Annotated in this window: 11 protein-coding genes; 7 read left to right on the top strand and 4 right to left on the bottom strand. The window is 68.6% G+C overall.

The features are described from left to right. Positions 1-4: 4 nt before the first annotated feature. On the bottom strand, positions 5-1,129 hold the full coding sequence (locus AC5RW2_RS10250) for a glutathione S-transferase family protein (protein ID WP_493962487.1): 1,125 nt from the start codon (positions 1,127-1,129) through the stop codon (positions 5-7). Positions 1,130-1,205: 76 nt separating this feature from the next. Continuing rightward, positions 1,206-2,837 (bottom strand): PucR family transcriptional regulator, encoded by a 1,632-nt coding sequence (locus AC5RW2_RS10245; RefSeq protein ID WP_493962488.1) that lies wholly within the window; start codon positions 2,835-2,837, stop codon positions 1,206-1,208. 130 nt (positions 2,838-2,967) lie between these two features. Between AC5RW2_RS10245 and AC5RW2_RS10240 the strand changes: the two genes are divergently transcribed. The 3 genes from AC5RW2_RS10240 to AC5RW2_RS10230 all read left to right on the top strand — a co-directional run bounded on the left by AC5RW2_RS10240 (position 2,968) and on the right by AC5RW2_RS10230 (position 7,109). Further along, on the top strand, positions 2,968-4,461 hold the full coding sequence (locus AC5RW2_RS10240; RefSeq protein WP_493962489.1) for a CoA-acylating methylmalonate-semialdehyde dehydrogenase: 1,494 nt from the start codon (positions 2,968-2,970) through the stop codon (positions 4,459-4,461). A 77-nt stretch (positions 4,462-4,538) separates the two neighbouring features. Then, the gene (locus AC5RW2_RS10235; RefSeq protein ID WP_493962490.1) at positions 4,539-5,909 is read left to right on the top strand and encodes an aspartate aminotransferase family protein; all 1,371 of its coding nucleotides are present in this window, start codon (positions 4,539-4,541) and stop codon (positions 5,907-5,909) included. A gap of 108 nt (positions 5,910-6,017) precedes the next feature. Beyond that, entirely contained in the window at positions 6,018-7,109 is a 1,092-nt protein-coding gene (locus AC5RW2_RS10230) for a GTP pyrophosphokinase (RefSeq protein WP_493962491.1), read from the top strand. Positions 7,110-7,140: 31 nt separating this feature from the next. On the opposite strand, the gene AC5RW2_RS10225 is transcribed toward AC5RW2_RS10230, so the two are convergent. Further along, a complete protein-coding gene (locus AC5RW2_RS10225) occupies positions 7,141-8,364 on the bottom strand; it encodes an MFS transporter (RefSeq protein ID WP_493962492.1) in 1,224 nt (407 codons plus the stop codon). Between the two features lie 251 nt (positions 8,365-8,615). On the opposite strand from AC5RW2_RS10225, the gene AC5RW2_RS10220 reads away from it, so the two are divergent. Together AC5RW2_RS10220 and AC5RW2_RS10215 are read left to right on the top strand one after the other, a co-directional pair. Further along, the gene (locus AC5RW2_RS10220; RefSeq protein WP_493962493.1) at positions 8,616-10,367 is read left to right on the top strand and encodes an amidohydrolase; all 1,752 of its coding nucleotides are present in this window, start codon (positions 8,616-8,618) and stop codon (positions 10,365-10,367) included. Continuing rightward, a complete protein-coding gene (locus tag AC5RW2_RS10215; protein WP_493962494.1) occupies positions 10,364-11,800 on the top strand; it encodes an NAD(P)/FAD-dependent oxidoreductase in 1,437 nt (478 codons plus the stop codon). Before AC5RW2_RS10220 ends, AC5RW2_RS10215 begins: the two co-directional genes overlap by 4 nt. Here AC5RW2_RS10215 and AC5RW2_RS10210 read toward each other — a convergent pair. Then, entirely contained in the window at positions 11,797-12,036 is a 240-nt protein-coding gene (locus AC5RW2_RS10210) for a hypothetical protein (RefSeq protein WP_493962495.1), read from the bottom strand. The genes AC5RW2_RS10215 and AC5RW2_RS10210 overlap by 4 nt on opposite strands. Positions 12,037-12,171: 135 nt before the next feature. Here AC5RW2_RS10210 and AC5RW2_RS10205 point away from each other — a divergent pair, with 135 nt between their 5' ends. Together AC5RW2_RS10205 and AC5RW2_RS10200 are read left to right on the top strand one after the other, a co-directional pair. Next, the gene (locus AC5RW2_RS10205; RefSeq protein WP_493951229.1) at positions 12,172-12,324 is read left to right on the top strand and encodes a hypothetical protein; all 153 of its coding nucleotides are present in this window, start codon (positions 12,172-12,174) and stop codon (positions 12,322-12,324) included. A 73-nt stretch (positions 12,325-12,397) separates the two neighbouring features. Continuing rightward, positions 12,398-12,898 (top strand): methylated-DNA--[protein]-cysteine S-methyltransferase, encoded by a 501-nt coding sequence (locus tag AC5RW2_RS10200; RefSeq protein WP_493962496.1) that lies wholly within the window; start codon positions 12,398-12,400, stop codon positions 12,896-12,898. Positions 12,899-12,947 lie beyond the last annotated feature (49 nt).

Genomic DNA, 12,947 nt, shown 5'->3' with positions numbered 1-12,947 from the left:
GCGGTCAGGCCGGGTAGAGCGGATTGTGGCCGGGAGTGACGCGTTCGGATTCCCGCACCGGGCCCGGTGCGGTGCCGTTTCCGAACGGGCTGCCCCCGAGGGCTTCGCGGCCGTGCTCGGTCAGCCAGCCGGAGAGATCCGGTCCTTGCGGGACGATCCGGGTGGGGTTGATGTCCTCGTGCACGATGTAATAGTGCTGCTTAATCTGCACGAAGTCGGTGGTGTCGCCGAAGCCCGGGGTCTGGAACAGGTCGCGGGCGTAGCCCCACAGCGCGGGCATCTCGGTCAGCTTGTTCCGGTTGCATTTGAAGTGGCCGTGGTAGACGGCGTCGAAGCGGGCCAGCGTGGTGAAGAGGCGAACGTCGGCTTCGGTAATCGTGTCGCCCATCAGGTAGCGCTGGTTAGTGAGGCGCTCCTCGAGCCAGTCCATTGCCGCCCAGAGCCGGTCATAGGCAGCGTTATAGGCTTCTTGCGAGCCGGCGAAACCGCAGCGGTAGACGCCGTTGTTGACCTCGGTGTAGATCCGCTTGATGACCGGCTGCATCTCCTCGATCTTGTCGGCCGGGAGCAGGTCCGGGGCGCCGTCGCGGTGGAAATCCTTCCACTCAGTGGAGAAGTCCAGGGTCATCTGGGGGTAGTCATTGGTGACGACGGCGCCGCTCGCCTCGTCAACTATGGCCGGCACGGTGATGCCGCGGGGGTAGTCCGGGAAGCGCTTGAAGTAGTTCTCCTGCAGGCGCTCGGTACCCAGCACGGGGTCCCGGCCGCCCGGGTCCAGGTCGAAGGTCCAGGAGCGGGCGTCGTGGGTGGGGCCGGGCAAACCCAGCGAGATGGCGTCTTCGAGCCCGAGCAGCCGGCGGACGATAATGGCCCGGTTGGCCCAGGGGCAAGCGCGCGCGGCAACCAAGCGGTAACGGCCAGCCTCCACCGGCCAGGCTTTGGCGCCGTCGCCGAGGCCTCCGTTCGGGTTGCCAATGGTGCCGCCGGTCGGCCCGTCCGAGGCACGGACGGCATCGGGGTCGGCCACGATCCGGTCCTCGATGTAGCTGGTGTCCCGGTCGAACTCTTCGCCGCTGTGAACGTAGGCGCCTTTGGTGCTGAACTGTGCCGTGTCGCTTGTCTGGCTCATGCTTCCACCATATCTGCGGGCGGGCTTTGGTGGGATGGCCGGCGTTGGTTCAGCTGCTGTTAGCCGGGATCTCGGGTCAGCTCCGCAGCCGGTGCAGCAGCAGCGCAACATGGAGCGAGGTCCGTGACTCGGCGTCGTCGAGCGGGACGCCCAGCTTCTCTTGCAGCCGCGCCAGCTTGGCATACAGGGTGGGACGGCTGAGGTAGCCCTTCCGCGCGAGCTGGGCCTTGTTCCCTCCGGATTCCAGGTAGTGCAGGAGCAGTTCGAGGGCTTCGGCGTCCTGCGCGATGGGGGCGAGTTCGGCGTCGGTGAAGGCGGCCGCCCGCGGATCGTCGCGCAGCATGGAGAGCAGTCCGCGCAGCCGGACGTCGGCGGATCGGTAGAACCGCCGGCCGCCGCCGAGGCCTGCCGCGGAGCCGATTCCTGCCGCGGATTCAGCCACGTGCGCGGCTTCATCCAGTCCGGCCGCGGCAGCCAGCAGTTGCGGCCGGCCGCGGCCAACGCCCACTGTCCAGTCGACGCTGGCTTGCTCGGCCAGCTGCCCGCACAGCCGTTCCAGCACCGGGTCTTCCAGCTGCCTGGCGGGCAGTCCGACCAGCATTCCGATGGTTCCGGACTGCAGGCTGGCCGGCAGTCCGGAGACGCGAGCGTCCGCCAGTACCCGCTGCAGCAGTTCCAGCAGCGCGCGCTCACGCCGCTGCAGCTCGATCGGTTCCTCGTCCGGCTGCTTCGCGAGCCGAAATACCACCGGCAGATAGTCAGGCGCCGGCGCCAACCCCAGTGCCGCCGCCCGAGTCACGGCGTCGCTCTCTTCAAGGGCTCCGGGCCGGCGGAGTTCGTGCAGCAGACCGGCCCGGGCCTGATGTCCGAGTTCGCGCTGGTCACGTTCGGCCATCCGGTTGATGGTCAACGCCTGGCCGGCCCGTTCGAGCACCATGGCGGCTCCGGCGTCGGTGTGGAGGTCCGGTCCGGTGTGGCCAGCGGCCCGGACCCGGGCGTCCGCAGGTACCACCAAGCGGCCCCAGCGTTGCCCGCGCAGGCCCACCGGGGTCTGCAGCCAGCCTTCGGTACCGGCTTGTGCTGTTTCCTCCCGGTAGTGCACCAGCCGGGAGCGATCCGTCCAGTCAGCCAGCAGTTCCGGTGCGGGCACACCGGCCGTCGCGAACGCCAGCACCAAGTGCTCCACGTCTTCGAGCACCACCGGCGCACCGAGCAGCTCGGCGGCGCGGTGCACGATCTCCTCCGGCGGCGCATTCTCCAGGCTGAGGTTGGTGAAGACCTCGTGTACCTGCCGCGACCGTTCCAGCTGCGCCAGTTGGCTGGCGACCAGCAGGCGGTGCACCACTTCGGTGACCTCAACAAAACGGATCCGCTCGGCCAGCAAAATCACCGGCAGCACGGCATCGTGGGCGGCTTGGCGCAGTGCGGCAGCAGTCCGGGGCCTGGCGGAGGTAATTTCGACGACGACGGCGGCGGCACCTGCCGCTGCCAGCTCACCCAGATAGCGGGCTGCCTCGGCTACGGAATCCTCGAACGCCAAGCCGGTGGTGAGGACCAGCTCACCGCCTTCCAACAGACCAGCCAGGCTCTTCAGCTCGGCCACATGCACCCAGCGGACCGGGGCGGTCAGGGCGCCAGCTCCGGCGAGGATTTCCGGTGCTCCGGCGCGCACCACGTCCAGCTCCAAGACATCCTGCACTGTCAGCATTGACATAGTGTAACGCCGCAGCAGTAAATTCCGACGTGGTGTAAGTGGTTCACGATGGAGGAACGGCGCAGGATGATCCAAAGAAGGTGGGCACGTGCCCGCATGACTTAGGACTACACCGAGGAGCACCATGCAGACCATCCAGCACTGGATTGACGGCAGCTACGCCAGCCCGGATCCGGAGGGCCGACTGGGCGAGGTGACCAACCCGGCCACCGGCAAAGTCTCCTCCCGCGTCGCTTTGGCAAGCTCCGCCGTCGTGAATCAAGCGGTGCAGGCAGCGGCGGCAGCCTTTCCGGCCTGGCGGGACACTTCGCTGGCACGGCGCGTACAGATCCTCTTCGCCTTCCGCGAGTTGCTGAACGCGCGCAAGGGCGAGCTGGCTGCGATCATCACGGCCGAGCACGGCAAGGTGCTGGACGACGCGCTCGGCGAGGTGTCCCGCGGGCAGGAAGTGGTGGAGTTCGCCTGCGGCATTCCGCATCTGCTCAAGGGCGGCTACACCGAGAACGCGTCCAGCAAGGTGGATGTGCATTCGCTGCGGCAGCCGGTGGGACCGGCGGCGATCATCTCCCCGTTCAACTTCCCCGCGATGGTGCCCATGTGGTTCTTCCCGGTGGCCATCGCATCGGGCAACACCGTGGTGCTCAAGCCGAGCGAGAAGGATCCGACGGCGGCCAACTGGCTGGCTGAGCTGTGGAAGGAAGCCGGGCTGCCGGACGGCGTGTTCAACGTGGTGCACGGCGACAAGGAGTCCGTGGACGCGCTGCTGGAGCATCCGGAGATCAAGTCCGTTTCGTTCGTCGGTTCGACGCCGATCGCCCGCTACGTCTACGAGCGCGGCACGGCCTCCGGCAAGCGGGTGCAGGCGCTGGGCGGGGCGAAGAACCACATGCTGGTGCTTCCGGACGCGGACCTGGACCTGGCCGCTGACGCCGCGGTCAATGCCGGTTATGGCGCTGCCGGCGAGCGCTGCATGGCGATTTCCGCGGTGGTGGCGGTGGAGTCCGTCGCTGACGAACTGGTGGCCAAGATCGCCGAGCGCACCGCGAAGCTGCGCGTGGGCGACGGCATGCGCGGCACGGACATGGGCCCACTGGTCACGGCAGCGCACCGGGACAAGGTGGCCGGCTACATCGCGGCGGGCGAGGACGCCGGCGCCGAGCTGGTGCTGGACGGGCGCAGCGTGGAGCCCGATGCCGAGGGCGATGGCTTCTTCCTGGCACCGACGCTGTTCGACCGGGTGACGCCGCAGATGTCCATCTACACCGACGAGATCTTCGGGCCGGTCCTGTCCGTGGTGCGCGTGCCGGGCTACGACGAGGGGCTGGCGCTGATCAACGACAACCCGTACGGCAACGGCACCGCGATTTTCACCAACGACGGCGGCGCCGCCCGCCGCTTCGAGAACGAGGTGCAGGTGGGTATGGTGGGCATCAACGTCCCGATCCCGGTGCCGATGGCGTACTACTCGTTCGGCGGCTGGAAGAACTCGCTGTTCGGCGACAGCCACGCACACGGCTCCGAGGGCGTGCACTTCTTCACCCGCGGCAAGGTGGTGACCACCCGCTGGCTGGACCCGAGCCACGGCGGCATCAACTTGGGCTTCCCGCAGAATGTTTGATCCCGCCAAGCCGGCACCCGCCTGCCGCAACTGCCCGCCGACCCGACCGTCCGCCGTCGTAGTTTAAGGAGAGACAAATGACCACCACCACCGGCAGCGCGTTGAACGCCGAAGAACTGGAAGCCAGCCGCCGCGCGTATCAGCTGGACCGCCAGCACGTGTTCCATTCCTGGTCCGCGCAGGAGCTGATCACGCCCATGGTGATCAGCCGGGCGGAGGGTTCCTGGGTATGGGACGGCGAGGGCAACAAGCTGCTGGACTTCTCCTCGCAGCTGGTCAACACCAACATTGGCCACCAACACCCCAAGGTTGTGGCTGCGATCCAGGAGCAGGCGGGGCTGCTGTGCACCGTGGCGCCGCAGCACGTGAACGCGGCGCGTTCGGAAGCCGCACGGCTAATCGCCGAGCTGACGCCCGGTGACCTGAACCGGATTTTCTTCACGAACGGCGGCGCGGAGGCCGTGGAGCATGCGGTGCGGATGGCCCGGCTGCACACCGGCCGCTACAAGGTGCTCTCCGCCTACCGCTCCTACCACGGCGGCACCGCGCTGGCCGTGAACATCACCGGCGACCCGCGGCGGCTGGCCAACGACTACGGGAACGCCGGCACGGTCCACTTCCATGCACCGTTCCTGTACCGCAGCCAGTTCCACGCCGAGGACGAAGCCCAGGAATGCCAGCGCGCGCTGGAGCACCTGGAGACCACCATCCAGCTGGAGGGCGCCGACCGCTTTGCCGCGATCGTGCTGGAGTCCATCCCGGGCACCGCGGGCATCATGGTGCCGCCGCCGGGCTACCTGCAGGGTATCCGCGAGCTGGCCACCAAGTACGGGATCGTGTTCATCGCCGACGAGGTGATGGCTGGGTTCGGCCGCTCGGGAAAGTGGTTCGCGATCGACCACGCCGGGGTGGTCCCGGACCTGCTGACCTTCGCCAAGGGCGTTAACTCGGGCTACGTACCGCTGGGCGGCGTGGCGATCTCCGAGGAGATCTATGCGACCTTCGCCAAGCGGGTCTATCCGGGTGGCTTGACCTACTCCGGGCATCCGCTGGCTTGTGCCGCGGCGGTGGCCACGATCAACGCGATGCGCGAGGAGCAGATGGTGGAGCATGCCGCTTCGCTGGGTACCGATGTGTTCGGTCCCGGGCTCTCGGAGCTGGCGGCGAAACACCCATCGGTCGGCGAGGTGCGCGGCGTCGGGGCCTTCTGGGCGGTGGAGCTGGTGCGGAGCCGGACCACACGCGAGCCGCTGGCGCCGTACGGCTCCTCGAGCCCGGAGATGAACGAGCTGATCGCGGCCTGCAAGTCCCGCGGGCTGCTGCCGTTCGCCAACTTCAACCGGATCCATGTGGTGCCGCCGCTGAACATCAGCGCGGAGGACGCCCGGTCCGGCCTGTCCATCCTGGACGAGGTGCTGAAGCTGGCGGACGCGCACGCCGAGGGCTAAGGGATTCGAGGGGCCGGACCGGGCGAAACTGCCGGTGCCGGCCCTCCCGGCCGGCCTTGGTAGGTTATTCAGAGCCACATATACCTACCGCAGGAGAGCCAGGCGCGCATGGGCATACATTGGGACCGGTTGGACGAGCGGCTGCGGGCCCAGGTGGAGGCGAACACCGCGCGGTACGAGCGGGTGCGCCCGGCGCTGGCAACGGTTACGTCCCAATTGCAGTCCGGCATCCGGGACATCTTCGGCAACGCCGAACTGACGCCGCTGTTTGTCACCGCCCGGACCAAGAGCGTCGAATCGTTCCGTGACAAGGCGTCGCGGATGCTGCAGCCGACCGAACCGGGTGATGCCCCGGCGCTGGAGTTCCCGGACCCGCTACGCGAGATCCACGATCTGGTCGGTGTCCGGGTGATCGTGAGCCTGCCGCACGAAATCCGCGAGGCCGCAGCGCTGATCAAGCGGCAGCGCAGCGACTTCGACTGCCGCGCCGACCGCGAGAAGGACATCGGCTCGATCGAGTCCGGCACTTATGGCTACGCCAGCCGCCACCTGATCCTGCGCACGCTGCAGAACAACACGGTCAAGGCGTACCAGCAGGCCTTGGGCGAACCGGCCCGCGCCACCGGCAGCTACCTCTTCGAGGTCCAAATCCGCACGATCCTTTCGCATGCGTGGTCCGAGCTGGAGCACGATATCCGCTTCAAGTCCTCGGATCCTCGCGCTTGGAGCCCTTATTTCGACCGGCAGTTCACCGCCACCGCAGCCATGTTGGAGGCGGTTGAGTCGGCCTTTGCGGAACTGCACGAGCGGTACGAGACCGTCACCGGCTACTGGGACGAAGAGGGCGAAGGCGCGGCACCGCTGACGCCCCGCCGGGTCCGGGAAGTCTGGCAGACCCTGCTGCCGCATGTGGACCGCAAGTCCGACGACGACTGGGGCTGGGCCGCGGAGCTGTTGGCCGCGCACGGCCTGAAGACCACCACCGAGCTGGCGGCCTTGTTGAATCCGGAAACCATCACCGATGTCCGCGCCGCCCTCGAGCATCGGTACTCCCCCGGTCCGGACCGGCTGTTGGACGACCTCCTGCTCTGGCGCTTCGGCCGGCGCCACATCGAGCTCACGGCCCGCGACGACGAACATCGGCGCGAGTCGCTGCAGCGCCGGTTCCGGCAGCTGGAAACGTACCGCTCAGGGATGTAGCTGCGGCGCGTGACGCCGACGCACGGCAGCGTCAGGCCACGAACGCGAAGCGGTCCCGTCCCACCAGCAGGCCGGTGGCTGCCTGCAGGACGGCGATGATGCACAGCACGGCCAGGGAAGCTGCCCAGGCGCCGGATGCGGCGAAGAGTCCGCCAAAGATCGGCGGCCCTGCGGCGGCCAGCAGATAACCGATCGACTGGGCCATCCCCGAGAGGGCGCTCGCCTCGCGGTGCGTGCGGGTGCGCAGGCCGAAGAGCGCGAGCGCGGTGACCAGCGAGCTGCCGCAGCCGAAGCCTGCCACCAGCACCCAGAACAGCATGATCTGCGGCATCAGCAGGATGCCCAGCACCCCGGCCAACACAAGCAGCGGCGGGCCGGAGGCAGCCAGCCGCTGTGTCGGCCCGCGCAGGACCACCGGCGTCAGCAGGCTGGAGACCACGCCGATCAACTGGAACAGCATCAGGTCCCAGCCGGACGCCAGCCCGCTGCGGCCGTGGAACCGTTCCAGCGTGGGCAGCCAGGTGATAAGGATGTAGAAGATCATGGACTGCAAGCCCATGTAGAGCGTCACCTGCCAGGCGATGCCGGACTTCCAGACCGCGCCCCGGACCAGGGCCGGCGCCGCGGCCGCGTCCCGGGCGGCCTGTCCGGAAAGCTGGCGTCCTCGGCGCAGCCGGGGCAGCCAGAGCAGCACGGCCGGCACCGCCAGCACCACGAAGGCGGTCAGGGCGAAGCGCCAGCCGGCCGGTTCGCCGCCGATCGGAACGAGCGAGAGCGGCACGGCAAGTCCGGCGCCCAGCGAGGCGCAGCCGCCGAGCACGGCGGAATAGCCTCCGGTCAGCGAGGCCATCCGCTCGGGAAAGTCGCGTTTGAGCAGCGCCGGCAGCATCACGTTGCACACAGCGATGGCGGCGCCGATCAACAAGGTGCCGATCCACAGATTAGCGAGGGTGCCCGGAATGGGTCGCAGCAACGTCCCGGCGACCAGCAGCAGCAGGGCGCCGAAGACTGTGCGTTCGACGCCGAACTTCTCGCTGAGCCCGTGCGCCAGCGGCGAGACCGCGCCGAAGGCCAGCAGCGGCACCGCGGCCAGCACGCCCAGGGCGGCAACGCCCAGTCCGGTGTCCGCGCCGATCTGGTCCAGCAGCGGGCCCACGCTGGTCAGCACCGGGCGCAGGTTGGCTGCCACCACCAGGATGCCGGCAATCAGCACCCCGGCCGACAGCGCCCGGCTGGTACCGCGGGTTTCCCGCACGCCCCCACTCCCTTCCTCAATAGGTAGTCTCAGGCAACTGTATGCGACAGGACACAGAAAGGGGCACCCTGTCCGCGCAGGGAACGGGAGATGCCGCGCCGCGGGCGCCCATCCACCGTCGTACAGGAAGCCAGGCCGCAGGGAGTCACCCACGGGGCCCGGCGGACAACCATTGACAATGTCCCCCCGCCCACTGTGTCATAAGTGAAACTCGTTCATTTCCGGCACGTGCCGGGGACACAGGAGCGGCCATGGCGGCTGGTTGGATTTTCCACTCCGGCAGGATCTTCGATGGCCTGCGCCTGCATCCGGCGGCCACGGCCGTCGCCGTCACGGACGGAGCGGTCACCGCCGTCGGAACAGATGCCGACGTCCGGGCTGCCGCGGGACCGCGGGCCACGGCCATCGACCTGCACGGCCGGCTGCTGGCACCTGGCTTCACCGACGCGCACGTGCACGCGGTGATGGCCGGGCTGGAGCGGCTGGGCTGCGACCTGTCCCACTGCGCCGGCGCCGATGCGGTGCTGGCCCAGATCGCCGGATCCGCCGCCTCCGGCAGCAGAGGTGCGTCCGGCGGCAGCGGCTGGATCACCGGCGGTGGCTGGCACAAGGCGGATTTTCCGGGCGGCTATCCCACCCGCCAGATGCTGGACGCGGTGGTCCCGGACCGGCCGGCCTATCTGGTCAACGCCGACCACCACAGCGCGTGGGTCAATACCAAGGCGCTGGAGCTGGCCGGCATCGATGCCGCGACCCCCGATCCGCAGGACGGGCTGCTGGAGCGCGATGCCGCCGGCTTCCCGAGCGGGACGCTGCATGAGGGCGCGATGGACCTGGTGAACCGGGTCATTCCCCGCGCCACCGTCGAGGAGATGCGCGCCGGCCTGCTGGAGGCCCAGCGCTACCTTCACTCGATGGGCGTCACCGGCTGGCAGGAAGCGATTCTGGGCGACTATGCCGGCTATCCGGAGGCCAGCGCCGCCTACCGGATGCTGTTGAACCAGGACCTGCTGACCGGCCGCGCCGCCGGAGCGCTCTGGGTTCCACGGTCCACCACGCTGGAATCTGTTCCGGATCTGGTGGCCGAGTTTATCCGCCGGCGGGAGCAAAATTCGGCCGCCGGTTTCCGCACCACGACCGCCAAAATCATGGTGGACGGGGTGCCCGAAAACCGGACCGCGGCCATGCTGGAGCCCTACCTGGCGCCGTGCGCCTGTGAAGGTGCGGCGGCTAACGAGGGCGGTGCCCCCGGCGGCGCGGCTGCGGCAGCGGCGGCAGCGGCGGCGAGCGACGCAGCGGACGGCCGTGGACTGACCTACCTGTCCAAGGATGTGCTGCTGGCAGTGGCGGCGGCCCTGGATGCGGCCGGGTTCGATCTGCATCTGCACGTGATCGGCGACCGCGCCGTGCGCGACGGCCTGGACGCCGTCGAGCACGCCCGCCGTGTTAACGGCCGCGGCACCGGGCGGCACCACATGGCGCACTTGCAGATCATCCACCCCGCCGACGTGGCCCGCTTTGGTGAGTTGGACGTCAGCGCGAATGTGCAGGCGCTCTGGGCCTGCAACGACGCCCAAATGCGCGACCTGACCGTCCCGCTGATCGGCGACGAGCGCGCCGGCTGGCAGTATCCGTTCCGTTCCCTGGCTGCGGCCGGCGCCCGGCTGGCGATGGGCTCGGACTGGCCCGTTTCCACACCGGACCCGTGGCAGGCCATCCATGTGGCGGTCAACCGCAGCCACCCCGACGACGGTTCGGACGGACCGCTGCTGCCGGGCGAAGCGCTCTCTCTGGAGACCGCGCTGGCCGCCTATACGTCCGGCTCGGCGTGGCTGAACCGACATGACGACGGCGGCCGGATCGTTCCCGGAGCGCCGGCGGATCTGGTGGTCTTGAGCGTCGATCCGTTCAGCCTCCCGGCAACGGAGTTGCACACCGTCGGCACCGACCTGACGTTCGTGGCCGGCGAACCAGTGTTCGAGAGGCAGGCGGTGCGGGCATGAAAACCTTCTACGACCGGGCGGAAGAAGAGATCCCCGAGTCCCTCATCGACGCTGCACTGGCCGGGGCATCCCCCACGCCCTACTGGCTGGACGATCCTTCCCGCCCCGAGGCGCTGCCGCCGCTTCGTGGCTCGATCTCGGCGGACCTGGCGGTGGTCGGGGGCGGCTACACCGGCTTGTGGACCGCGCTGCTGGCCAAGGAACGCGACCCCGGCCGTTCGGTGGTGCTGCTGGAGGGCAACCGGATCGGCTGGGCCGCCTCCGGCCGCAATGGCGGATTCTGCGAGGCCAGCCTGACCCATGGCAGCGCGAACGGGCAGAAACATCTGCCGGACGAAACCGAACTGCTGGGCAAACTGGGCCTGCAGAACCTGGACGAGATCGAACAAACCTTGGTTCGGTACGGCATCGATGCCGGTTTCGAGCGGACCGGAACGCTCTCGGTGGCCACCGAAGAGCACCACGTCGCCTGGCTACAGGAGGAAGCCGCCGAGGACCCTGCGCTGGAGTTCCTGGACCGGTCCGCCGTGCAGCGGGAGGTCGCCTCGTCGGCCTACCGGGCGGGCTTGCGCGACCGGAACGGAACGGCGATGGTGCACCCGGCCAAACTGGCGTGGGGACTGCGCGACGCCTGCCTGGGCGCCGGCGTCGAAATTTACGAAAATACTCCGGTGCGTTCCATGGCAGGGCGGGCCGGATTGATCGCGCTGCACACGGACTTCGGCTCGGTGACGGCCCAGCGGGTCGCGCTGGCAACCAACGCCTTCCCGTCGCTGCTGGCACGCACCCGGCTGCATACCGTCCCGGTGTACGACTACGTCCTGATGACCGAACCGCTGACCGGGGCGCAGCGGGAAGCACTCGGCTGGGCCGAACAGTTCGGCATCTCGGACAACGACAACCGGTTCCACTACTATCGGCTGACCACCGACGCCCTGGGACAGGACCGGATGCTGTTCGGCGGCTACGACGCGGTCTACCATTACGGCCGCTCGCTCCGGCACAGCCACGAGCAGCGCCCGGAAACGTTCCGCCGGCTGGCCGCCCACTTCTACGCAACCTTCCCGCAGCTGGCCGGCGTCCGCTTCAGCCACGCCTGGGGCGGCGCCATCGACACCTGCAGCCGCTTCTTTTCCTTCTTCGACACCGCGTACGGCGGCCGGGTGGCCTACTGCGCCGGGTTCACCGGCCTGGGTGTGGGAGCGTCCCGCTTCGGGGCCAACGTGATGCTGGACTTGCTCTCCGGCCAGCCGACCGAGCGCACCCGGCTGCAGCTGGTGCGGAAGAAGCCGCTGCCGTTCCCGCCCGAGCCGCTCGCCTGGCTGGGCGTCAAGCTCACCACTGCGGCCATGATCCGCGCGGACCGCAACCAAGGACGTCGCGGCCCCTGGCTGAAAGCCATGGATGCGGCCGGCATGGGCTTCGACTCCTAGTCTGCGCCGATCGCCGCAGCATCGGCGGGCACGATGTGCGGATCGGCGGGCGCCTCGTACTTGCGCAGCAGCAGCATGCCGGCGGCCACCAGGCTGCAGGCGGCCGCCGACCAGAAGGGAGCGGAGATGTTGCCGAACCATTCGGCCACGTGCCCCACCAGGATCACCGACGCGGCGCCGCCGAGCCAGCGCAGGAAGTTGTAGCCGGCGCTGTTCACCGCCCGAGGTCTAACCATTAGCTCTCTTAAGCAAGTTGACCCCGCGGACGGCGTCATTCACCTGGTGTGTCCATCCGCGCAGGGCGGCGGACGGCGGGTAGGCTGACCCGGATTGCCTCGCGCCCAGCGGGGCCATGCAAGCAGGGAAGGGCAATGGCATTGTTTTCAACACTCGGGGTCCTGTACGTCGCCTTCCTGGTCGGGATGGCCGTGCTGGTGGTGTGGGTGCTGGTCCTGCTGATCAGTTTCCTGCGCCTGAAAAACTCTGAACTTCGCGACGCCGCCGCAAGACGGCAGGCCGAATAGGCAACCGAAGCCTCACGTTTCAGCGCGCGGGAACGTCTGCACAGGAGAGAATGGAAGCGGACGAAGGAGCGCCATGACCCGCGTGCACACCCTCATCGATACCCCGCTCGGTGAGCTGACAGCCGTCGCCGAGGACGGTTCGCTGACCGCGCTCTACTTTCCCAGCCACAAGCGGATGCCGGACGCTGCGACGTTCGGCGAGCGCACCGCCGTCGGCTTCGAAGCAGTCACCGAACAGCTGGCGGAGTATTTCGCCGGCCAGCGCAGGGACTTCGACCTCCCGCTGGCACCGAAGGGCGATCCCTTCAAACTGAAAGTGTGGGCGCTGCTGCGGGAGATCCCGTACGGCCAGACCCGTTCCTATGGGCAGTTGGCGGCCGCCCTGGGCGATGTGCATTTGGCGCAGGCAGTGGGCCACGCCAACGGCAAGAACCCGATCTCCATCGTGGTGCCGTGCCACCGGGTGGTCGGCGCGGATGGCTCGTTGGTGGGCTACGCCGGCGGGCTGGAGCGGAAGCGGTTCCTGCTGGAGCTGGAGGAGCCGGCCGAGGTGAAAGCCGGCAAGCTTTTCTGATGCGCACCCCCTCACGAAACCGGCCCGTCAGCCGTCTACCGGGTGTGCA

This window comes from Arthrobacter sp. B0316-1-20 (assembly GCF_059091865.1).
Note: the sequence above shows the minus strand (reverse complement) of the source record. Positions and strands in the feature narration are given on the sequence as shown.